This is a genomic window from uncultured Tateyamaria sp., from assembly GCF_947494755.1.
Taxonomy (GTDB): Bacteria; Pseudomonadota; Alphaproteobacteria; order Rhodobacterales; family Rhodobacteraceae; genus Tateyamaria.
On record NZ_CANLVZ010000006.1, the window covers coordinates 80,026 to 100,350 of the forward strand.

19 protein-coding genes and 1 tRNA gene are annotated in these 20,325 nt (G+C 61.9%); 10 read left to right on the forward strand and 10 right to left on the reverse strand.

Annotation, left to right across the window (positions count from 1 at the left end; genetic code table 11):
• Nucleotides 1–17: 17 nt before the first annotated feature.
• A complete protein-coding gene (locus Q0908_RS09285) occupies nucleotides 18–947 on the forward strand; it encodes an AEC family transporter (RefSeq protein ID WP_299283321.1) in 930 nt (309 codons plus the stop codon).
• Here the strand turns inward: Q0908_RS09285 and Q0908_RS09290 are convergent.
• The 3 genes from Q0908_RS09290 to Q0908_RS09300 form a co-directional block, all read right to left on the reverse strand.
• Nucleotides 913–1,812 carry a YihY/virulence factor BrkB family protein gene (locus tag Q0908_RS09290; protein WP_299283322.1) on the reverse strand — a complete coding sequence of 300 codons (900 nt, stop codon included), beginning with the start codon at nucleotides 1,810–1,812 and terminating at the stop codon, nucleotides 913–915. The two genes, Q0908_RS09285 and Q0908_RS09290, sit on opposite strands and share 35 nt — an antisense overlap.
• A gap of 233 nt (nucleotides 1,813–2,045) precedes the next feature.
• Nucleotides 2,046–2,132 (reverse strand) — tRNA-Leu (locus Q0908_RS09295).
• A gap of 122 nt (nucleotides 2,133–2,254) precedes the next feature.
• Nucleotides 2,255–3,619, reverse strand: coding sequence for a peptidoglycan-binding domain-containing protein (locus Q0908_RS09300; protein WP_299283323.1), 1,365 nt, complete (start codon nucleotides 3,617–3,619; stop codon nucleotides 2,255–2,257).
• A gap of 161 nt (nucleotides 3,620–3,780) precedes the next feature.
• Here Q0908_RS09300 and Q0908_RS09305 point away from each other — a divergent pair, with 161 nt between their 5' ends.
• Together Q0908_RS09305 and lipB are read left to right on the forward strand one after the other, a co-directional pair.
• The gene (locus Q0908_RS09305) at nucleotides 3,781–4,455 is read left to right on the forward strand and encodes a DsbA family oxidoreductase (protein ID WP_299283324.1); all 675 of its coding nucleotides are present in this window, start codon (nucleotides 3,781–3,783) and stop codon (nucleotides 4,453–4,455) included.
• Nucleotides 4,456–4,459: 4 nt separating this feature from the next.
• A complete protein-coding gene (lipB, locus tag Q0908_RS09310; protein ID WP_299283325.1) occupies nucleotides 4,460–5,116 on the forward strand; it encodes a lipoyl(octanoyl) transferase LipB in 657 nt (218 codons plus the stop codon).
• A 27-nt stretch (nucleotides 5,117–5,143) separates the two neighbouring features.
• On the opposite strand, the gene Q0908_RS09315 is transcribed toward lipB, so the two are convergent.
• Nucleotides 5,144–7,558: a Hint domain-containing protein gene (locus tag Q0908_RS09315; RefSeq protein ID WP_299283326.1), complete on the reverse strand. Its 2,415-nt coding sequence runs from the start codon at nucleotides 7,556–7,558 to the stop codon at nucleotides 5,144–5,146.
• Nucleotides 7,559–7,924: 366 nt separating this feature from the next.
• On the opposite strand from Q0908_RS09315, the gene ctaD reads away from it, so the two are divergent.
• The 3 genes from ctaD to Q0908_RS09330 all read left to right on the forward strand — a co-directional run bounded on the left by ctaD (nucleotide 7,925) and on the right by Q0908_RS09330 (nucleotide 11,264).
• Complete coding sequence (gene ctaD, locus Q0908_RS09320) at nucleotides 7,925–9,595, forward strand: cytochrome c oxidase subunit I (protein WP_299283327.1); 1,671 nt, start codon at nucleotides 7,925–7,927, stop codon at nucleotides 9,593–9,595.
• 454 nt (nucleotides 9,596–10,049) lie between these two features.
• A complete protein-coding gene (locus Q0908_RS09325; protein ID WP_299283328.1) occupies nucleotides 10,050–10,688 on the forward strand; it encodes a peptidoglycan-binding domain-containing protein in 639 nt (212 codons plus the stop codon).
• 93 nt (nucleotides 10,689–10,781) lie between these two features.
• The gene (locus Q0908_RS09330) at nucleotides 10,782–11,264 is read left to right on the forward strand and encodes a DUF2244 domain-containing protein (RefSeq protein ID WP_299283329.1); all 483 of its coding nucleotides are present in this window, start codon (nucleotides 10,782–10,784) and stop codon (nucleotides 11,262–11,264) included.
• Nucleotides 11,265–11,347: 83 nt separating this feature from the next.
• Here Q0908_RS09330 and Q0908_RS09335 read toward each other — a convergent pair whose 3' ends face one another.
• On the reverse strand, nucleotides 11,348–11,809 hold the full coding sequence (locus Q0908_RS09335; RefSeq protein ID WP_299283330.1) for a GatB/YqeY domain-containing protein: 462 nt from the start codon (nucleotides 11,807–11,809) through the stop codon (nucleotides 11,348–11,350).
• A gap of 209 nt (nucleotides 11,810–12,018) precedes the next feature.
• On the opposite strand from Q0908_RS09335, the gene carA reads away from it, so the two are divergent.
• Nucleotides 12,019–13,176 (forward strand): glutamine-hydrolyzing carbamoyl-phosphate synthase small subunit, encoded by a 1,158-nt coding sequence (gene carA / locus Q0908_RS09340; RefSeq protein WP_299283331.1) that lies wholly within the window; start codon nucleotides 12,019–12,021, stop codon nucleotides 13,174–13,176.
• Between the two features lie 83 nt (nucleotides 13,177–13,259).
• On the forward strand, nucleotides 13,260–15,119 hold the full coding sequence (locus Q0908_RS09345; RefSeq protein ID WP_299283332.1) for a glycosyltransferase: 1,860 nt from the start codon (nucleotides 13,260–13,262) through the stop codon (nucleotides 15,117–15,119).
• Nucleotides 15,120–15,128: 9 nt separating this feature from the next.
• On the opposite strand, the gene Q0908_RS09350 is transcribed toward Q0908_RS09345, so the two are convergent.
• Nucleotides 15,129–15,782 carry a GntR family transcriptional regulator gene (locus Q0908_RS09350; protein WP_299283333.1) on the reverse strand — a complete coding sequence of 218 codons (654 nt, stop codon included), beginning with the start codon at nucleotides 15,780–15,782 and terminating at the stop codon, nucleotides 15,129–15,131.
• Between the two features lie 107 nt (nucleotides 15,783–15,889).
• Here Q0908_RS09350 and Q0908_RS09355 point away from each other — a divergent pair, with 107 nt between their 5' ends.
• Both Q0908_RS09355 and Q0908_RS09360 read left to right on the forward strand, forming a co-directional pair.
• Nucleotides 15,890–16,537, forward strand: coding sequence for a pyrimidine 5'-nucleotidase (locus Q0908_RS09355; RefSeq protein ID WP_299283628.1), 648 nt, complete (start codon nucleotides 15,890–15,892; stop codon nucleotides 16,535–16,537).
• Nucleotides 16,538–16,600: 63 nt separating this feature from the next.
• On the forward strand, nucleotides 16,601–17,827 hold the full coding sequence (locus Q0908_RS09360; RefSeq protein WP_299283334.1) for a UbiH/UbiF family hydroxylase: 1,227 nt from the start codon (nucleotides 16,601–16,603) through the stop codon (nucleotides 17,825–17,827).
• Here Q0908_RS09360 and Q0908_RS09365 read toward each other — a convergent pair.
• The 4 genes from Q0908_RS09365 to Q0908_RS09380 are packed head-to-tail and all read right to left on the reverse strand — an operon-like array spanning nucleotide 17,815 to nucleotide 20,290.
• Entirely contained in the window at nucleotides 17,815–18,942 is a 1,128-nt protein-coding gene (locus tag Q0908_RS09365; RefSeq protein WP_299283335.1) for an aminotransferase class V-fold PLP-dependent enzyme, read from the reverse strand. The two genes, Q0908_RS09360 and Q0908_RS09365, sit on opposite strands and share 13 nt — an antisense overlap.
• Nucleotides 18,943–18,999: 57 nt before the next feature.
• Complete coding sequence (locus Q0908_RS09370; RefSeq protein WP_299283336.1) at nucleotides 19,000–19,383, reverse strand: hypothetical protein; 384 nt, start codon at nucleotides 19,381–19,383, stop codon at nucleotides 19,000–19,002.
• A complete protein-coding gene (locus Q0908_RS09375; protein ID WP_299283337.1) occupies nucleotides 19,380–19,838 on the reverse strand; it encodes an Lrp/AsnC family transcriptional regulator in 459 nt (152 codons plus the stop codon). The genes Q0908_RS09370 and Q0908_RS09375 overlap by 4 nt, the downstream gene beginning before the upstream one ends.
• Nucleotides 19,835–20,290: an Lrp/AsnC family transcriptional regulator gene (locus Q0908_RS09380; RefSeq protein ID WP_299283338.1), complete on the reverse strand. Its 456-nt coding sequence runs from the start codon at nucleotides 20,288–20,290 to the stop codon at nucleotides 19,835–19,837. Before Q0908_RS09380 ends, Q0908_RS09375 begins: the two co-directional genes overlap by 4 nt.
• Nucleotides 20,291–20,325 lie beyond the last annotated feature (35 nt).

The window sequence follows — 20,325 nt, forward strand, 5'->3', positions numbered from 1 at the left end:
CACCCCAAGGCCCGATCATGCAAGCCCTTCTCGACGTCATCCTTCCTGTGTTTCTGGTGATCGGGTTCGGCTATGTCGCTGTCTGGCGCGGTTTTTTCCCGGCCTCCGGTGTCGATGCCCTGATGAAGTTCTCGCAACACTTCGCCATCCCCTGCCTGCTGTTTTCGGCCATCGCCAACCTTGATCTGTCCGTCAGCCTGAATCCCGGCCTGCTGTTCAGCTTCTATCTCGGTGCGACGGCGGGCTTTTTCATTGGCCTGCTCGGCGCACGGATCGTTTTCAAGCGGGATTTGGAGGATTGCGTGGCCATCGGCTTTTGCTGCCTCTTTTCAAACTCGGTCCTGTTGGGCCTTGCGATCAACGAACGCGCCTATGGGCCTGAATCCCTTGCCGGGGCCTATTCGATCATCGCGTTCCACTCGCCCTTTTGCTACGGGCTTGGCATCACTGCGATGGAGATCACGCGCAATCGCGGGCAATCCCCGTTGGTCATGACGCGCGCGGTGGCGCGGGCGATGTTCCGCAATGTGCTGGTGCTGGCCATTGCGGCCGGGTTCGTGGTGAACCTTGCCGGAATCACCCTGCCGGGTGTGTTGACGGACGGTCTTGATCTGGTGATCCGCGCCGCCTTGCCCACCGCTCTCTTCGCGCTTGGCGGCGTGCTGATCCAATACAAACCCGAAGGGGATGCGCGGGTGATCGTGATGATCTGTGCCGTGTCCTTGCTGATCCACCCCGCGATCACATGGACGCTCGGCACCACCCTGTCCGTCCCGCGCGAGGTCTTCAATCCCGGCGTGCTGACGGCGGCCATGGCACCGGGGGTCAACGGCTATATCTTTGCCAATATGTACGGGCGCGCGCGGCGGGTGGCGGCCTCCTCTGTACTGGTCGCGACGGGGGCGTCCGTGATCACGGCGTGGCTGTGGCTGATGGTTCTGGGATAGACAGTTTGGCCCGGCGCGCCCGCGCCAGTTCCGCATTGAGCGCCCCGCCAAGCAGCACCAAATAGGCGCTGATAAACAGCCACATCAACATCACGATCACCGCCCCGATTGAGCCATAGACCTCATTATAAGTCCCGAAATTACGCAGATAGATCGAAAAGCCCACGGACGCCATCAACCACCCCACGGACGCGAAAGCCGCGCCGGGCGAAATCAGCTTGGGCCGCTGCCCTTTCAGGTTCGGCCCAAGCCGATAAATGATGGCAAAACCGATCAGCAACACGCCGACCCCAAGCACCCAGCGCAGCACATCAATCCCGAATTCAGCCCAAGGCCCAAGCGGGAAGAAGGCAAGGATCACCGGAATAATCACGATGCAGGCCATGGCAACCAGCAGCACGCCAATCAGGCTGCCCGTCAGCATCAGCGCCCGGATATAGTGCGATAGTCCCGTGCGATTGGGGGCCTCATAGATCGCGTTCAGCCCGCGCATGAGTGCTGCCACCCCTGCCCGCGCCGACCACAACGCAAAACCAAAAGACAGCAGCGACGCCCACCCAAGCGTCAGCCCATCCGTCGTCGCAAGTTTGACAAGCTGTCCGGCAAGAAGGCGATAGACATCACTCGGGATCACGGCCTGAAACTCTTCGAGCTGCACAAGGGCAAGCCCCGGATCACCTACAATCCCCCAAAGCGCGATCGTGGCGGCCAGCCCGGGGAAGATGGCCAGAATGGCATAAAACGCCACGCCGGCGGCAATCAGGCCGAGGTTCTTTTCGTCCATCAGCCGGAACACATGCGTGATCGCGCGCCACCACAAAGCCGTATCTTTCGGGGGACTGGCGGAGGTGACCGGCTCGCTCATGTCTATTGGTGCTTTCCCAAGTCTATCGACATTAAACCATAGCGCGATAGCGCGCCCGCGCAACTTGAAGCTCTGACAGTCGCGGCTGATGTGCCATGCAAAGCGGCGGGATGTGCTGTCACGGGTGGAGAAGGAAACCGCAGGCGTTAGGCGATCAGATATGGTGCAGGTGGGAGGAGAGATCCAAAACCCGCACGGCCTCAAGTCGCCGTCGGCGGTAGGCCAATAAGAAGTGGTGCGGCCGGCGAGACTCGAACTCGCACGAGTGTTACCTCACAGCGACCTCAACGCTGCGCGTCTACCAATTCCGCCACGGCCGCACGCCTTGACTTGGTGCGCTGTCTCTAACCGCGAACGCAGCCCTTGCCAAGAGCGAAACCGCAAAGAAAAACCGGGGCCGCGCATGGGCCCCGGTTCCAAAACTTGCAGCATGTGGGCGGTGTTACTCGCTGACCACACCAAAGCTGGGCAACGCGGCGGGCTGCACCAGTGGCTGCACCGGGTTGAACACTTCCGAATTGGAGGTGCCAAGGCGCAAGGACGCTTGACGCAGCAGCTCGACCCGCTCGGGCTGGCCGGGGGCAAAGACGGCTGGCGCGCCCTTGTCGACCGCCTTCAGACCTTCGGCGTACCACACACGGGCCGCATCCACGCGTTGGGACGTGCCGAAGCCTTGCGCCAGGTGGTGGCCCATCAGCTCGCCATAGACATGATCGCCCATCGCATAGAGCATCAGGGCCGACCCAAGAGCCACGTCCATGTCATCCGTGCGATAGCCCACACCCATGCAGATACTTGCGGTGCCTTTCAGCTGCGCAGGCGACATGCCAGTGGTCAGGATGAACCCGGCCACGTCCTGCACCACCTCGGCCTGAGGTTTGAGCGGAAGGGCGGCAACATGGGGCTGCATCGCGGGGCCGAACTGTTTGCACTGCGTCGCGATCTGCTCGGGCGTGAAGCCCTGCACCTTGGACACAAGCTCTTCACTGGCCGAGATCGCATAGGTCCGCGCAAGGCAGAACTGTTCGTTCAGAGCCACGTTCGGGTCCGTCATACCGCCCAATGTGGTGAAGCCGCCATTGGTGTTGGTCAGCAAGGAAACGGTGTTGCAATGCGAGGCCAGAGACTTGGACGCCCCTGTGTCGAGGAACGTCGGCAGACCGGCTGCAAATGAGGGCGTCTCGGGCGCAGTCGCCTCAGGCGTTGCGGCGACAACGGTCGTCGTGGTTGTGGTGCCGACCGCCGGGGCCGCAGGTTGCGGCGCAACAACGATTGTTGTCGGGGCCACGGGGGCCGCCGTCTGCCCGGCCAATTCGGCACGGTAGGTCTTCAGAAGGCCGCGCGTGCCCTCAGGGTTCGACGCGATCTGCTGGTTGACCGCATAGCCACCCGCTTGGGCGCGGTTGTACGAGCTGATCAGCAGGTTCTGTTCGAACGGGCTAAGCTGGCCAGTGACCGGATAGCCGAGATACGCCTGATAGGACGAAATCGCATTGCGCGACCTGTTGCCCAACTGGCCATCCACCGTGCCCGCATTGAACCCGAAATAGTTCAGCGAGGCCTGAATTTCGCGCCCTTCCTGCGTCGAAGGCAGGCGCGGTTTATACGTCTTCTTGGTGTATGTGCGTGTCGAGGACCGCTGCGTCGTGGCCTTCTTGCGCTGGTTCTGACGTGTGGCCGCATGGCCAACGATCCCACCAATGATGGCCCCGGCGACAAAATCGCCTGCATCTGCCGACACGCGTGTGGCCGGAACAATCGCGACCGACATCGCTATAATTGAAGCTGCAATTGACTTTGCGAACATAATTTAACCCTCCAGAAATACGCCCGCAGTCTACCAACGAACTGAAATTTGAAAAGTAACTTATTCCATACCTTTGCATACACACCCGCGCCGCGCTTGAAATTTGGGCCCACGCACGTGATGTAGGTGGCAGCCCTATTCCCATCGAAAGCGCCCCCAAAATGAGCGATGCGAACACTCCCCAGTCCGACGGCCCTGTCATAGAGGTCGATATTGTCTCAGACGTCATGTGCCCGTGGTGCATCGTCGGATACCGTCAGTTGGAGCAGGCCCTGGGGGCCACCGGCATGGGCGCGCGCGTCCGCTGGCATCCGTTTGAGCTGAACCCGCAGATGCCGCCCGAAGGTCAGAACCTGACTGAGCACATCGCCGAGAAATATGGCGCGAGCCCTGCCCAATCCGCGCAAAACCGGGCGCATTTGCAGGCCTTGGGCAAGGACTTGGGCATCACCTTCGCGTTTTCCGAAGACAGCCGCATCGTTAACAGCTTTGCCGCGCATCAGATGCTCGACTTTGCATTGGCTCACGGGCTCCAGCATCCACTGAAGCTCGCCCTGTTTGACGCGCATTTTGCGCAAGGCCGTGATGTGTCGGACACCGATGTGCTGCTGGATGTGGGTGAAACCGTGGGGCTGGACCGCACAGCCGCCGCCGAGATGCTGGCCAGCGGAGCCCTCGTGGACAGCGTGCGCGAGAAACAGGCGTTCTGGACCTCACGCGGCATCTCGGGCGTCCCTTCGATGGTGTTTGGTGGCAAATATCTGATCACGGGCGCGCAAGGGGCGCAAAACTACGCCCAAATCCTGCAAAAAGTGGCACAGGAAGAGGCGGCCTGAGCCGGTGGTCGAGTGGATCACCACACCCGGCCTGACCGATTACCGCATGGCCGAGGCCTGGATGGAAGAGCGCGCCACAGCCATTGCCCGAGGACAGGCGGGGGAGTGCATCTGGCTGGTCGAACACCCCCCCCTTTATACCGCGGGCACCTCGGCCAAGCCCGCCGACCTGACCGACCCCGACCGGTTTGAGGTCCACCAGACCCGTCGCGGCGGGCAATATACCTATCACGGCCCCGGACAACGGGTGGCCTATACCCTGCTGGATGTGGGCGCGCGGGGCCGCGATGTGCACGCCTTTGTTCAGGATCTTGAGGCGTGGGTGATTGCGACCCTTGCCACCTTCAATGTGACTGGCGAAATCCGCGAGGGCCGTGTGGGCGTCTGGGTACAGCGCCCCGAAAAGCCGCGCGATGCCGCCGGTCAGACCGCCGAGGACAAGATCGCAGCCATCGGCATTCGCCTGCGCAAATGGATCAGCTTTCACGGCCTGTCGATCAACGTGGAGCCGGACCTGTCGCATTTCGACGGGATCGTGCCATGCGGGATCGCGGATCACGGGGTGACCAGCCTTGTCGATCTGGGCTTGCCGGTCAGCATGGAGGACGTAGACGTGGCCCTGCGTCAGACCTTTGACAGCGTGTTTGGAGGACGCGCCTGACAGCCGATCTGCGCGAGGACCAAACGCCTAGCCAAGCAGTCCGGCAAGGGCGCGGGCCTCGTATCCTTTCATCACCGGGCGCACGCTGCGGCTTGCGCACATCAGAAGTTCCGGAAATATCCGCGCAATCTCGCGCGCCACGGCCCCCTCTTCGCTGTCATCATACTCCGCCGCCTCGACGGCTTCGCGGGTCAGGTGGAAACTCTCGGTCGGGGCCCCTTCGGCATAGATCACCTCGTGGCGGTCCATCAGGATGTGATAATAGGTCACCATCGGCGTCGGCACACGGCAGATCAGATCGCCACGCACAAGGCTGGACGCACTGACCAGCACCTCATCCGCACCGAACAGCATTTGCGCCCGCCAGTCCGAAATCAGCATGCGGTGGGCTGGCGAGACAAGCAAATCGCGCGTGTTATCAAGGGTGTGAGCCATGATCCGAACAGGGGCCAGATCGCCGGAGCCATCCACCATCCGACGCAGGATCGCCCGGACGGGCCGGTTCCCGTTGTCATAGGTGACAAGGCGCATCCCCCGGCGCAAATCCTCGATCGCCACTGGCCCGTCGGTCGTTTCGATCAGCGTACCGGCGGTAAAGCAGGCCACGTTGGTGTTGTCCTCGGTCAGGTCCGCCCCGGTCACGCCCGTGAACGCGATCGAACCGCCGCCAAGGGACGCGTTGTCCGAAAAATCGCCCGTCGACTGGTTCAGCAACCCGTCATCGGCCAGATCGGCGCGCAATTCGTGGATGTGGGTGTAATAGGCGCTGAGGTCGATGAAGTCGTTGTTGGTCTGATCCCCGTCGTCAATCGCGCCAGAATTGCCGGTGTTGAAGTCGGTGATGACGTCGCTGCCGTCACCGGTGTTGTAGATGAATGTGTCGTTCCCCTCACCACCGGTCAGCGTGTCGTTGCCCGCACCGCCAGTCAGCGTGTCGTCGGTATTCAGTTCATCCGTGACGGCCGTGAATGTGTCCTCTGCATCATCCGTGCCGATGATGGTGAAGTTATCGATGGCAAAGCTTTCGTCCGCCGTGGACTGATCCAATGTGCTGCCAAAGCCCACTGTCAAATTGGCGGGCGGGTTTTCGACCGTAATACGCACCCCATAGGTGATGTCGTTGAACCCACTGTTGAACCCAAGCGCCCCCTGATTGGTCGGCGCGTAGTCAACAGTGTAGGTCGCCCCATCCGCGCCGATGAAGGTCTCGCTCCCGGCTGTTCCGGCTTGGGTAAAGAACTGGGTGAACGACACCTGCTCGCCGTTGAGGGTGATGATGAACTCTTCGCCGTCCCAACTGTCGATCAGGTGAGCGTCAAATTCTAGGATCGCAAAGTCCTTGGACTGATCCATCGCAAAGGTCTTTTGCGTGGCCACGGTGCCGTCGACGCTGCCGAACCGGCCCAGCACTTCGCCAAAGCCCGGATCGGTGTCGGTGCGATTGGTGGTCCAGCCCGTCGCGCCGCCCTCGAAATCCTCATCTGCAATGATAACACCCGTGGTGGCGGGCGAGCCGTCTGCGCTGTCGCCGAAAAGGCTGTCATTGCCTGTTCCGCCCAGCACAACGTCTGCACCAGAGCCACCCACAACCGTGTCGTTGTCTGCGCCACCGTCAAGACTATCATCCCCCGAGCCGGCAAAGATCTCGTCATCGCCCTGGTCGCCATTCAGCGTGTCATTGCCGCCATCGCCATAGATCGTGTCGTTGCCCGCCCCGCCGTCAATGCTGTCATCGCCTTCGACCCCCGCAGGGATGCCCGTGACGGAGTATTCAGGCCCCGGTGGCATCCCGATCATGCTGGTGGTCAGCAGGCTTTCGGAGACATTGCCCGTGTCCGGCCCGCTGATGCGCGCCTCCAGCACGTCCTGACCTGCGTTCTCCCAATACCGGATCTGGATCGTATAGGTTTCGTTCGGATCAAGCTGCACGTCGCCAAAACGGGTTGTAGGAGCCTGATGGAAGTCGTTGTTCAGATAGTCGAGCGTGCCGCCGGTCTGGTTCGCGAACTGGAGTGGGTTGCCGCTGGAATCGAAAATCTGGATGGTCGAGCCATCATCGGACCGGGTCTCAAGCCGATAGGTGCCACCTGCAATTGTGTTGAGCGTGCTGGTATAGATAATCCCAAAATCACTTGGGTTCCCTGTCGGACCACGGATCGTGTTGATCAGCCCATCCTCATTGAAATCAGTGACATAACCCGACCCGGTGCGGACCCCGTTTTCAATATCGAAGGCCTGCCCTGCGGAGGAGGTGAAATTGAAATCGAAGGTCTCGAAATGCCAGGCCCCCTGAACGGGGCCGTCCCCGCGCAGCACATCCGCCCCGTCGCCACCCGACAGCGTATCATTGCCGAATGCGCCGGTCAGCGTGTCCGCATCCGTAGTGCCAGAGATGACCTGATCGCCCTGCGTCCCGGGGTTGGTATTGTCGTTCGTTGCCATGCGCCCTCATCCAAGCAACGGCGCGGACTGCGCCCTTACGTTGCGGTGATGCGGGGCGAATAGGGTTTATCGAGGGACGGAACGCGCCAGAAAAGTGACCAAATTGAGGTAATTTCTGGTCATTGACCCGTGGGCGCGAACAGAACGGGTGCTGAGGTGGTCATCGGATCAACCCGCGCGACACTGCACATCACACTACACCACCTATGGTCGATTGTGCAGGATCGTTCACACGCGACAATTCATCCCGCTTTGATGCGCGATCTTCCATTGATGCGGACTGTGCAAATCTTTAGAACAATTCAAGAATCCATGCGCGGATGGGAACCCCGCGCATCAAAACAATCCCAAGCCAGGAGGCACCGCATGGCAGACGCAGCCATTCACGGGCACGATCACGAAGACGAACGTGGGTTCTTTACCCGCTGGTTCATGTCCACAAACCACAAAGATATCGGGATTCTGTACCTGATCGTATCAGCCTTCGTCGGCTTTGTTTCGGTAGCTTTCACCGTCTACATGCGCCTCGAACTGATGGATCCGGGCGTGCAGTACATGTGTGCCGAAGGCGCGCGCTTCATTGCATCGGACGAATATTGCACGCCCAACGGGCACCTGTGGAATGTTTTGATCACGGGTCATGGCATTCTCATGATGTTCTTCGTGGTGATCCCCGCCCTGTTCGGCGGATTTGGTAACTATTTCATGCCCTTGCAGATCGGCGCGCCGGACATGGCGTTTCCGCGGATGAACAACCTGTCCTTCTGGCTTTACGTCGCGGGCACCACACTAGCGATCTGTTCGGTGCTGGCACCGGGCGGCAATGGCCAGCTTGGGTCAGGCGTGGGCTGGGTGCTTTACCCGCCGCTGTCGACAACCGAACAAGGCATGTCGATGGATCTCGCGATCTTCGCCGTCCACGTCTCGGGGGCGTCCTCGATCCTGGGGGCAATCAACATGATTACCACCTTCCTGAACATGCGTGCGCCCGGCATGACCCTGTTTAAGGTGCCACTGTTCTCTTGGTCGATCTTTGTCACAAGCTGGCTGATCTTGCTGTCCTTGCCGGTTCTGGCGGGCGCGATCACCATGTTGCTGATGGACCGCAACTTCGGATTTACCTTCTTTGATCCCGCAGGCGGGGGGGACCCGGTGCTCTACCAGCACATTCTGTGGTTCTTCGGCCACCCCGAGGTCTACATCATCATCCTGCCCGGCTTCGGGATCATCAGCCACGTGATCGCAACCTTCTCGCGCAAGCCGATCTTTGGCTATCTGCCCATGGTCTGGGCGATCATCGCCATCGGTGTGCTGGGCTTTGTCGTGTGGGCGCACCACATGTATACGGTGGGCATGTCGCTGAACCAGCAGGCCTATTTCATGCTGGCCACGATGGTCATCGCGGTGCCCACTGGGGTCAAGGTCTTCTCCTGGATCGCGACCATGTGGGGCGGTTCGGTCGAGCTGAAAACGCCGATGCTCTGGGCCTTCGGTTTCCTGTTCCTGTTCACGTTGGGCGGGGTCACAGGGATCGTGCTGAGCCAAGCGGCGGTCGACCGCTACTATCACGACACATATTACGTTGTGGCACACTTCCACTACGTGATGTCGCTCGGGGCTGTGTTCGCGATCTTCGCGGGGGTCTACTTCTACTTCCCCAAGATGACCGGGCGCATGTATCCTGAATGGGCGGGCAAGCTGCACTTCTGGACGATGTTCATCGGGGCGAACCTGACCTTCTTCCCCCAGCATTTCCTGGGCCGTCAGGGCATGCCACGGCGCTATATCGACTATCCAGAGGCGTTCGCCTACTGGAACCAGTGGTCGTCCTGGGGCGCGTTCCTCAGCTTTGCGTCCTTCCTGTTCTTCTTTGGGGTGATCGCATGGTCGCTGCTGCGCGGGGCCAAGGCACCTGAAGCAAACCCATGGAACGAGTACGCGGACACGCTGGAATGGACCCTGCCCAGCCCGCCGCCCGAACACACGTTTGAAATCCTGCCCAAGCAGGAAGAGTGGGATCACGACCGCGCCCACTAGCGGTCCTCCAAATCGACATCTCAAAGGGCTCCGATATCAATCGGGGCCCTTTTTGCATGACTCACCCCCACGTCAGGCCCGCCCACCCCCTTCCTTTCGCCACAAATACCTCGGGGGAGGCCAAAGGCCGGGGGCAGCGCCCCCTCTCTTGGCTGCAATCCAACGCCACGCGCAAAGACGACGCACCAGCGTCCCTCACACCTCGATCACCAACAACAATCGCATGCCACGACCTGGCTGTTATGCAATATCAACGCCCGCTGTCCAGCAAATCACCGCGCAGGGGGTGGCAGAAACAAGCAGGCCACCGCGCACCTGCGCCGGCTCACCGCAATCCCTCTTCCCCACATGCCGGGCTGGCCCATATGCCTCTCCCACTGCTGCCAGTGGAGCGCGCTGCCCGAACACCGTGACCCGCATCCCGCAGGACAACAGATACCAAACGGAGCATGATATGCGTCTCAACATCGTCACATCTGCCGCTCTTGCGGCTTCCCTCGCCCTTGTCCCGGCCACGCAAGCCAGCGCGGACCGCAAGGATTTCATCGCCGGGGCCATTCTTGGTGGCATCGGCGGGGCCATCATCCAGAATGAAGTGCGCAAGAAGCGCGTCCAGCAAGCCCAGCAACAACGACTGCGCGCCCGAACGGTTGCGCCCAAAACTTATGCCGCGCGCACCTACAGCGCCCAACCTCGCACCTACACGCCCAAAAAAACCTACCGGCCCAGCATTCCCGCGACTCAGGAAGGGCGCGACATCCAGTCCTCGCTCAACTATTTCGGCTTTGATGCAGGCAGCGTCGATGGGCGCATCGGGCCAGCCACGCGTACCGCTGTGTCCGACTATCAGCGCTATATGGGCTATCCGGCAACCGGCAAGCTGACCTCATTCCAGCAGCACCTGCTGACCACGTCCTACCTGCGCGCCGAAGCCGGTGGCAGCCGGACACTACAACAGATCGCAGGATTGCCCGAGGGCACGCGCGGGCTCTTGAAACTCTACCGCGAAGACCTCGCCTCGGGTGGACAGCAGCGCGATCAGTTCGGCACAGGGCCCGACCAACTCAGCGGTTCGGCCTACACAGACCTCTAAATCCAAACGACACCGCCGCCCGCATAGACCGGGCGGCGGCCCCGCGACAACCTGCCCTTAGACACCTGAAACCAGGCGCGTATAAAAAGGGATATGCCGTACCGTTGGACATCCGACCCAGACGCGCCCACGCAGGAAATGCAACTCTGGCCTCACAACTCCCTGCCCCAGCACGGCATGGCAGCTGTGGTGCTGACAACCTTCACGCTGATCCTGATCCCTGCCCTGCCGCTGCTTGGCAGTGTGGTCCTGTGGGGGCTGCTGCCGTTTCTAATGCTGGCGGTCTGGGGGATTTACTTTGCGCTGCGGCGCAATCGCAAATCCCGCCAGATCATCGAAGTGCTGACGCTGGATGGCGACCAAACGCACCTGTGCCGCACTGGTCCGAACGGCGCGGTGCAGGAATGGGATTGCAACCGCTATTGGACCCAAGTGACCAAATATGACGATCAGGGACCGATCCCGCATTACGTCACGCTCAAGGGCAAAGGACGCGAGGTCGAGATTGGTGCCTTCCTCAGCGAGGAAGAACGGATCGCGCTGTTCGACGATCTGACAAAAGCCTTACGCCAGTGACCTTGGCGCACGACACGTGCGCCTTACAGACCCACGGTGTCGGCCCGTATGTAAGGCGCACATGATGTGCGCCCAACACCTGATCAGCGACAGAGCCGGTCCTTGACCACCGGGCCCACCGCACCGAAATCCATCTGGCCGGTATATTTCGCCTTGAGCAGGCCCATGACCTTGCCCATGTCGCGAATGCTGTCAGCCCCGGCCTCTGCGATCGCGGCGTCCACCGCCCTGGCGGCCGCCTCTTCGTCAAGTTGCTGAGGCAGGAATTCCTCGATCACCTTGATCTCGGCCAGTTCGCGCTCTGCCAGATCCAACCGGCCCCCTTCTTCATAGGTGCGCGCGCTCTCAGTCCGTTGCTTGGACATTTTGCCAAGGATTGCAAGCACTTCCGCCTCGCCCACGCCCTCGTCCTGACCCGCGGCACGCGCATCGATATCCTTGTCCTTGATCGCGGCATTCACCAACCGCAAGGTCGACAACCGCTCAGCCGCTTTGTCTTTCATCGCCTGTTTCAAGGCCGCAGAAATTCTGGTGCGTAAATCCATATGTGTTGTCCATCCCCATGGGCACGTGTTGAGCGCGCGACCATATGGGATCACACGGCACGAGGCAAGGGCCGAGCAATCCCCTAACCTATTGATATATATAGATATACAAATTTCCAATCCAGCTTGACCCCACGTGCCACGCACATTAGTTTCCGCCAAGTTTGCCGCTGATCACCCTGCCCTTTCCTGCCGCCAAAGGTCTGCCCATGAACGCCCCTGCCTTCTCCAAACCGACCGCCTGCCTTGTTCTTGCGGACGGCACAATCTTTTACGGAACAGGCTTCGGGGCCACCGGCCAGACAGTGGCCGAGTTGTGCTTTAACACCGCCATGACCGGCTATCAGGAGATCATGACCGACCCGTCCTATGCGGGCCAAGTTGTCACCTTCACCTTCCCCCATATCGGCAACACCGGCGTGACCCCCGAAGATGATGAAACCGGCGATCCGGTCGCCTCGGGCATGATCGTCAAATGGATGCCAACCGACCCGTCGAACTGGCGCGCGGTCGAGGGGCTGTCGACCTGGCTGGCCGCGCGCGGGCGCATTGCGATGGGCGGCGTGGACACGCGTCGTCTGACCCGCGCCATCCGGCTGGCCGGCGCGCCGCATATCGCGCTGGCCCACAATCCCGACGGCGTCTTTGACATTGATGCCATGCTGGCCGCCGCCCGCGATTTCGACGGGCTCGAGGGGGCAGACCTCGCCCGCGACGTCACCTGTGCGCAATCCTATCGCTGGAACGAGATGCGGTGGGCCTGGCCCGAAGGCTACACGCCCCAAAATGACCCGAAATACAAGGTCGTGGCCATTGATTACGGAGCCAAACGCAACATCCTGCGCTGCCTCGCCTCGGCGGGCTGTGACGTGACCGTCCTGCCAGCCACCGCCACGGCCGAGGAGGTCATGGCCCACGCCCCCGACGGTGTCTTCCTGTCAAACGGGCCCGGCGATCCGGCGGCCACCGGCACCTATGCCGTGCCGATGATCAAGGACGTGCTGAAACAGGATATCCCCGTGTTCGGCATTTGCCTCGGCCACCAGATGCTGGCCCTCGCGCTTGGGGCCAAGACGATAAAGATGAACCACGGCCACCATGGGGCCAACCACCCCGTGAAGGATCTTGAGACCGGCAAAGTCGAAATCACCTCGATGAACCACGGCTTTGCGGTGGATGCCCAGACCCTGCCCGATGGCGTGGTCGAGACCCATACCTCGCTCTTTGACGGATCCAATTGCGGTATCCGGGTGTCGGGCAAACCGGTCTATTCGGTGCAGTACCACCCCGAGGCCAGCCCCGGCCCGCAGGACAGTTACTACCTCTTTGAGAGGTTTGCAGAGGCCATGTCCGCACGCTTAGGTTGAAAACTGCCTATGTTTTGAGGGGTTTAACCCTTCATTAACCACGCGGAGCCAGTGTGATCTGACCTTTGGGATCAGACCACACCATGAGCGATCCACAATTACGATTGTCCGCACCGCGCCCGGTGTCGCGCCATGACCGTGCGGCCACGCCGGTCGGGCGTCAACTGGTCAATGCGGGCCTGATCAGCCAGACACACCTGCTTGAGGCGCTGGCCATGCAGCGCAGCATCGACGCGCCGCTTGGCGAGATTCTGGTCGCGCAGGGCCATGTGGCGCGGGATGATGTGTTGCTGGCCATTGCGCTGCAATACGATGCAGAGCGTGTCGATCTTGACGTTGATCCCCCCTCTCCCCTGATGGCCGCCGCGCTAAGCGCGGATCTGTGCCAGCGCCACCGCGTTGTTCCGTGGCGCTGGATCGGCACCACCTTGCTGGTGGCCACGAGCCGCCCCGATCAACTTGACGCCCTGCGCGCCGATCTGGGCAGTGCTGGTGGCGACCTCCTGCCGGTCATTGCCGATGACGACCAGATCATTCAGGCCACCACATCCCTCTTTGGCCCGCTTCTAGCGCAGCGTGCGGTGACGAAAGTTGCCGATGACCTCAGTTGCCGCAACTGGTCGCTCAACACGGTGACGGGCCGGTTCTGGCTGCTGGCGGTGGCGGCCGCAACCCTGTTGGGTCTGGTCTTGGCCCCCGCATGGGTTTTGACCGTCTTGGTCGGATGGGGCGTGTTGACGCTGCTCATGACCACCACCCTCAAGACCTGCGCGCTGATCGCGCAGATCACGGTCCGCACCCCCTCAAAGGTCGAACCGCTGCCCCCCGTCTCCATCGCGCGCAAACCGCGGGTGTCGGTGATGGTTCCGCTGTTCAAAGAGGAGCGGATTGCCGAGGCGCTGATCGAACGGCTGGCCCGGATCACCTATCCCAAGGCGCTGCTCGACGTGATCCTCGTGCTTGAGGCCAAGGACACCGTGACCCGCGCCACCCTTGCCCGCACCAACCTGCCCACATGGATGCACGTGATCGAAGTGCCCGATGACGGCGAAATCACCACCAAGCCCCGCGCGCTGAACTATGCGCTCGATTTTTGTCGCGGCGACATCATCGGCGTATGGGATGCAGAGGACGCGCCCGAACCCGATCAACTCGACAAGGTGGTGACCCATTTCGCCCAAGCCGGTCCCAAGGTGGCCTGCGTGCAGGGGATACTCGACTACTACAACGCCAAGCAGAACTGGCTCGCCTGCTGTTTCACGGTGGAATACGCTGCGTGGTGGCGGCTGATCCTGCCCGGCGTCGAGCGATTGGGGCTGGTCCTGCCCCTTGGCGGCACCACCTTGTTTTTCCGGCGCAAAGTCCTTGAGGACCTCGGCGGATGGGACGCCCACAACGTCACCGAAGATGCTGATCTGGGCATCCGGCTGGCCCGTCAGGGCTATACCACCGAACTGATCCCCACCGTCACCTACGAGGAAGCCAACTGCCGCGCCTGGCCGTGGGTCAAGCAACGCTCGCGCTGGCTCAAGGGGTTCTTGATCACATATTTCGTGCATATGCGGAACCCCGTGCAGCTGTGGCGTGACCTTGGGTTCAAGCGTTTCATGGGCATTCAGGCGATGCTGCTGGCCACCGTATCCCAATTTGCCGCCCTGCCGGTGTTGTGGAGCTTTTGGATGACCACATTCGGGCTGTCCCATCCGACGGTGGCGACCTTGGGGGCCTCTATCGTCTGGCCGCTGGCGGCGTTATTCCTGTTTACCGAAGTGCTCAGCGTGCTGATCGGGATGCTGGCGGTCTCGGATCGCGAACATCGCCACCTGATCCCGTGGGCGCTGGCCTTGCCGATCTACTTCACGCTCGGGGCGCTGGCCTGTTACAAGGCGCTTTATGAAATGATGCTGGACCCGTTTTACTGGGACAAGACGCAGCACGGCTAGGAGCTGTCGTCAGCCCTCTTCTTTGCGCGCATCCGCGTCCTGTTTCAGCCGGGTCATGAACGCGACCGAGATGTGATCGCGCAGCGCGCGTCCCGCCGCCACATCATCCTTGCGTTCAATGGCCGTCACGATCATGTCGTGCTCGCCTTGCGCAATCTCGGTGCGCCCTGCGGCCGACAGCGACGTGGTTGCCATCAACGCCATGGTGCGATGCACCAGATCAAGCTGCTGCACCAGATAGCGGTTGTGCGAGGCGAGGTGAATTTGCTTGTGAAACCGGCGGTTTGCGCGGGCAAGAGCAGCCGGATCATTGATCAACGCGTTATCCTCGTCCACCATCTGACGCAGGATGCGCACTTCTTCCATCGTGGCGTGTTGCGCGGCGAGCGAGGCTGCCAATCCCTCCAACTCGCGGCGCACCACATACAACTCCGACATCTGGTTGTGATCAAGCGAGGCCACGATCAGGCTGCGCCCGTCCCGCGACAACAGCGATTGAGTCTCAAGCCGCTGCAGCGCCTCGCGCACCGGCGTGCGCGACACCCCAAACCGGTCCGCCAATTCGCTTTCCACCAGCCGGTCGCCGGGGCGGTAGGTGCCGATGTCAATCGCCTCGAGAATCATCGAATAGGCATCGGTATTATGGGAGCGCAGTGCAGCCATGGGGGCCTCGCAAGTCGGTCAAGTGCACCACAGTAGGGCGGTGCGCGACCCGCGTGCAACCCTTGTCGGGCTTGTACGCACCGGCGCGGCCCCATATGCAATGGGCCATGCTTGCCTCCGATTTCACACATGTCCGCGCGTGGGTCTTTGACCTTGATAACACGCTCTATCCGCCCGCGGCCCGTCTGTTCGACCAGATCGAGGTCAGAATGACGGCTTATGTCATGGACACATTGGGCGTAGACCGCGACCGCGCCGACCATTTGCGCCGCTATTACTGGCAGGAACATGGGACGACTTTGGCGGGCCTCATGCGCGAACACGACGTTGATCCCGGCCCTTACCTGACGGATGTGCACAACATTTCGCTGGACCACCTTGACCCCGACCCGACCCTGGCCGCCCGCATCCGCGCCCTGCCCGGTCGGCGTATTGTCTACACCAACGGCTGCGCTCCCTATGCCGAGCGGGTTCTGGCCGCGCGCGGGCTGTCGGGGCTGTTCGATGCGGTTTATGGCGTGGAACATGCCGACTTTCACCCCAAACCGGATCAGGGTGCCTTTGACCGGGTGTTTGCGCGCGACGGGCTCGACCCACGCGTGGGTGCCATGTTCGAGGATGAGCCGCGCAATCTCGCCGTGCCCCACGCCATGGGCATGAAAACCGTGCATGTGGCCGAGGCCCCTGTAGCCGGCGCGCATATTCACCACCACACGGATGATCTGTCGGGCTTTCTGACGCGACTTGTGGGGTAGGACAGGATGCCGCCTTGGCCCCGCCCGCGCATGCCTTACCTATAGATCAAACGGAGGCGCATCATGGCGGACCTGACATCCTGTGACGTTCTGATTTCCGGCGGCGGCATTGCCGGGCTGACGGCGGCGGCCGCCTTTGGCACCGCCGGGTTCGACGTCATTTGCGTCGATCCTGCCCGCCCCATCACCACGCGCGAGGCCGAAGGGGCCGACATGCGCACCACGGCGATGCTGCAACCGGCTCGCGACATGCTCGAACGCGCCGGTCTGTGGGAGGCGCTTGCCCCACATGGCGCGCCGCTTGAGGTCATGCAGATCGTGGATGCAGGCGGGGCCGATGGGGCCGCCCGCGAGGTCAAGGCCTTCCGCGCTTCGGACGTGTCGGACCTGCCGTTTGGATGGAACCTGCCCAACTGGCGCTTGCGCCATGAAATGGTGGCGCGCCTCGACGCCCTTGCAAACGTCGATTTCCGCCCGGGCACCGGCACACGCAGCTTTCTGGGCCGCACCGCCGAGGCCCGCGTGGGGCTGAGCGACGGCACCCGCGTGCGCGCTCGCCTTGTGATCGCAGCCGACGGGCGTGGATCGCCGATGCGGCAGGCGGCGGGCATTGATGTGGTGACACAACGCTATGGTCAAAAGGCGCTGGCCTTTGCCGTGACCCATCCGATCCCGCACGAGAATGTGTCGACCGAGGTGCATCAGACCGGCGGGCCGTTCACCCTTGTCCCCCTGCCCGATCACGAGGGCATGCCTTCGTCGGCGGTGGTGTGGATGGATGACGGGCCGCTCGCGCAAGCACGGTTCGACATGGATGTGACAGAGTTCGAGGCTGAGATGACGGCGCGCAGTTGCCATGTGCTTGGCCCGCTGACGCTGGCCTCAAAACGCACCATCTGGCCGATCATCAGCCAACGGGCCGAACGGCTGAGTGCGACGCGGCTGGCCCTGATCGCCGAGGCCGCGCATGTGGTGCCGCCCATCGGTGCGCAGGGGCTGAACATGAGCCTGGCCGACACGGCCACCCTGCTCGACCTGGCCATCGCGCGTCCCGAAGGTCTGGGCGACGCGCAGATGCTCGAGGCCTATCACAAGGCCCGCTTCGGTGACATTCGGATGCGTGTGGCTGGGATTGATCTGCTCAACCGGGCCAGTCAGGCGAAGTCACCGCTGGCCCGCGACGCGCGCGCCTTCGGGCTGAACGCGCTGCATCAGGTCGCACCGGTGCGCAAGACACTGATGCAACTCGGGCTTGGCACCCGCAGCGCGGCGGCCCCTCAAAGCACCTGATCGACGACCCGTTTCAGGCGGGCCACTGTACCCTCGACATCATAAAGCTTGTCGAGGCCAAAGAGCCCGATGCGGAAGGTGCGGAAATCGGCGGCCTCATCGCATTGCAGGGGCACACCTGCGGCGATCTGCATCCCATGGGCCGCGAACGGCTTACCGGTCTGCATCGCCGGATCGGAAGTGTAATTCACCACCACACCCGGCGCGCCGAACCCGTCAGCGGCCACCGAGGTCACGCCCTTTTCAGCGAAAAGCGCGCGCACCGCATTCCCGAGCGCCCATTGCGCGTCCTTCAGCCGATCAAAGCCATACTCCTTTGTTTCCAGCATCGTATCGCGAAAATCGCGCAGGGCGTCCGTCGGCATGGTCGCATGATAGGCATGGCCGCCGCCCTCATAGGCGCCCATGATCTGATGCCATTTCTTGAGGTCGATGGCGAAACTGTCCGAGGTCGTCTCCTCCATCCGCGCCACGGCGCGCTCCGACAGCATCACGAGGCCTGCGCAGGGCGAGGCACTCCACCCCTTTTGCGGGGCGGAGATCAACACATCAACGCCGAGACTGCGCATATCAACCCAGGCACAGCCCGACGCGATGCAATCCAGCACCATGAGTGCGCCGACCTCATGCGCAGCCGCAGCCATCGCGGCAATGTAGTCATCAGGCAGGATCACACCGGCGCTGGTTTCCACGTGCGGCGCAAACACGACGTCGGGTTTCTGGGCGCGGATCGCCTCGACCACTTCGTCGATGGGCGCGGGCGCAAAGGGGGACGGGCTGGCATTGCCGGTCTGGCGCGCCTTCAAAACGGTGGTGTTCGTCGTCAGATCGCCGGTCTCGAAAATTTGGCTCCAGCGGTAGGAAAACCAGCCATTGCGGACCACCAGAACTTCGGCACCGCGCCCGAACTGACGGGCCACCGCCTCCATCCCGAAAGTGCCGCCACCGGGGATGATCACCACCGCATCGGCCTTGTAAACATCCTTGAGCATGGACGAGATGTCATTCATCACGCCCTGAAACGCCGCGCTCATGTGGTTGAGCGAGCGGTCAGTGAAGACTACCGAGAATTCTTCTAGGCCCGACGGGTCAACGGTATCAAGCAATGCGGCCATGGGATATCCTTTCATCAGTTGGACATACATACCGCCACCCGGAGCGGTCGGCAAAGCCTACTTCGGTATACAATCGGGGTCGCGCAACGCCGCCACAAGCCGCCGCATTTCAGGCCATTGGGGCAGCATCGCACGCATGTTGCGCCGCCTCATCGGCGTCCACAGCCGCAGCAGCGGTTTGCGGCGCGCCCTGTATGCAGAGATTTTGGTCACCACGTCTTCCTCATCAAAGCCGGTCCAGACGCCTGCCGGCGCATAGAGGTTCCAGCCGCAGACCGGATAGACCTCGTGCAGCAGAATATGGTCGAGTTCCTCCAGATCAAAGGGCGAGGCGGCGAGGACACGCGCCGGCGCGTCCAACATATAGGCGAAGTCGGAATCGAGGAACATCTCCGCCATCGCCATCCAGACCTGTTCGCGCGCGCTCAACCCTGTCGTCATCCCAGTGGCCCCGGCCGGCGCTCTTCGCTCAGCAGCACGTTCGCCTCGACCTCACCTGCGCCGGGCAAGGTCATGATACGGCGGCGCAAGACTCGCTCGAAGTCGGGCAGGTCCCGCGCGACGATGCGCAGGCGATAATCATAGAGGCCCAGCACATGTTCGACTGTCTGAACCTCGGGGATCGCGCTGACCGCGCGTTCGAAATCCTCCAGGCTGACGCGCCCCTTTGTGGCCAGCTTTACCCCCAGGAAGACGGTCACACCGAAGCCCAGCTTGGCCGCATCCAGAACCAGCCGTTGCCCCGCAATGACGCCGCTTTCACGCAGCCGCTTTATGCGCCGCCATGCCGAGGGCTGCGACAACCCGCACGCCCGCCCAATCGCCCCCGCCCCTTGGGTCGCATCCTCCGCCAACAGGGCCAGGATCGCGAAATCGGTCGCGTCCGGATCGCTCATAACGGCACGGCCTCATCGCTCTTGATGCGCGCGACATGCATCAGCGCCTCAATATCAGCGATATGTGGCAAGGTCAGGATACGACTGCGATAAAGGTGCTGATAATGCGCCATATCGCGGGCGATCACCGACAGGCGCACATCGACGCGGCCCAGAAAGGTCTGAATTTCGATCACTTCCGGTACATCCCGCGCAGCCGCAATAAAATCGTCGAAGGCGCGCGCTTGGGTCTTGTCCAGGGTCACCCGCAAGGACACTTCGACCGCATAGCCCAATGCGGCCCAGTCGATGCGTGCCTGCACACCGTGTACGACGCCTGCTTCGCGCAAGCGGACCTGGCGGCGGCCCAACTGGCCCACACTGACGCGCGCGCGCTCGGCCAGTTCGGCCGGGGCCAGACTTGGATCAGCTTGCCACTGCCGCAGGATACGTCTGTCTATGTCATCAAGCATGATTTTTTTGCATATTTATAGAACAATGAATGATT

What these genes read in the sequence shown, in the direction of transcription:
- Q0908_RS09285 (WP_299283321.1), top strand. Translation starts at nt 18, where the DNA reads ATGCAAGCCCTTCTCGACGTCATCCTTCCTGTGTTTCTGGTGATCGGG.
- Q0908_RS09290 (WP_299283322.1), bottom strand. Translation starts at nt 1,812, where the DNA reads ATGAGCGAGCCGGTCACCTCCGCCAGTCCCCCGAAAGATACGGCTTTG.
- Q0908_RS09300 (WP_299283323.1), bottom strand. Translation starts at nt 3,619, where the DNA reads ATGTTCGCAAAGTCAATTGCAGCTTCAATTATAGCGATGTCGGTCGCG.
- Q0908_RS09305 (WP_299283324.1), top strand. Translation starts at nt 3,781, where the DNA reads ATGAGCGATGCGAACACTCCCCAGTCCGACGGCCCTGTCATAGAGGTC.
- Q0908_RS09315 (WP_299283326.1), bottom strand. Translation starts at nt 7,558, where the DNA reads ATGGCAACGAACGACAATACCAACCCCGGGACGCAGGGCGATCAGGTC.
- ctaD (WP_299283327.1), top strand. Translation starts at nt 7,925, where the DNA reads ATGGCAGACGCAGCCATTCACGGGCACGATCACGAAGACGAACGTGGG.
- Q0908_RS09325 (WP_299283328.1), top strand. Translation starts at nt 10,050, where the DNA reads ATGCGTCTCAACATCGTCACATCTGCCGCTCTTGCGGCTTCCCTCGCC.
- Q0908_RS09330 (WP_299283329.1), top strand. Translation starts at nt 10,782, where the DNA reads ATGCCGTACCGTTGGACATCCGACCCAGACGCGCCCACGCAGGAAATG.
- Q0908_RS09335 (WP_299283330.1), bottom strand. Translation starts at nt 11,809, where the DNA reads ATGGATTTACGCACCAGAATTTCTGCGGCCTTGAAACAGGCGATGAAA.
- carA (WP_299283331.1), top strand. Translation starts at nt 12,019, where the DNA reads ATGAACGCCCCTGCCTTCTCCAAACCGACCGCCTGCCTTGTTCTTGCG.
- Q0908_RS09345 (WP_299283332.1), top strand. Translation starts at nt 13,260, where the DNA reads ATGAGCGATCCACAATTACGATTGTCCGCACCGCGCCCGGTGTCGCGC.
- Q0908_RS09350 (WP_299283333.1), bottom strand. Translation starts at nt 15,782, where the DNA reads ATGGCTGCACTGCGCTCCCATAATACCGATGCCTATTCGATGATTCTC.
- Q0908_RS09355 (WP_299283628.1), top strand. Translation starts at nt 15,890, where the DNA reads ATGCTTGCCTCCGATTTCACACATGTCCGCGCGTGGGTCTTTGACCTT.
- Q0908_RS09360 (WP_299283334.1), top strand. Translation starts at nt 16,601, where the DNA reads ATGGCGGACCTGACATCCTGTGACGTTCTGATTTCCGGCGGCGGCATT.
- Q0908_RS09365 (WP_299283335.1), bottom strand. Translation starts at nt 18,942, where the DNA reads ATGGCCGCATTGCTTGATACCGTTGACCCGTCGGGCCTAGAAGAATTC.
- Q0908_RS09370 (WP_299283336.1), bottom strand. Translation starts at nt 19,383, where the DNA reads ATGACGACAGGGTTGAGCGCGCGCGAACAGGTCTGGATGGCGATGGCG.
- Q0908_RS09375 (WP_299283337.1), bottom strand. Translation starts at nt 19,838, where the DNA reads ATGAGCGATCCGGACGCGACCGATTTCGCGATCCTGGCCCTGTTGGCG.
- Q0908_RS09380 (WP_299283338.1), bottom strand. Translation starts at nt 20,290, where the DNA reads ATGCTTGATGACATAGACAGACGTATCCTGCGGCAGTGGCAAGCTGAT.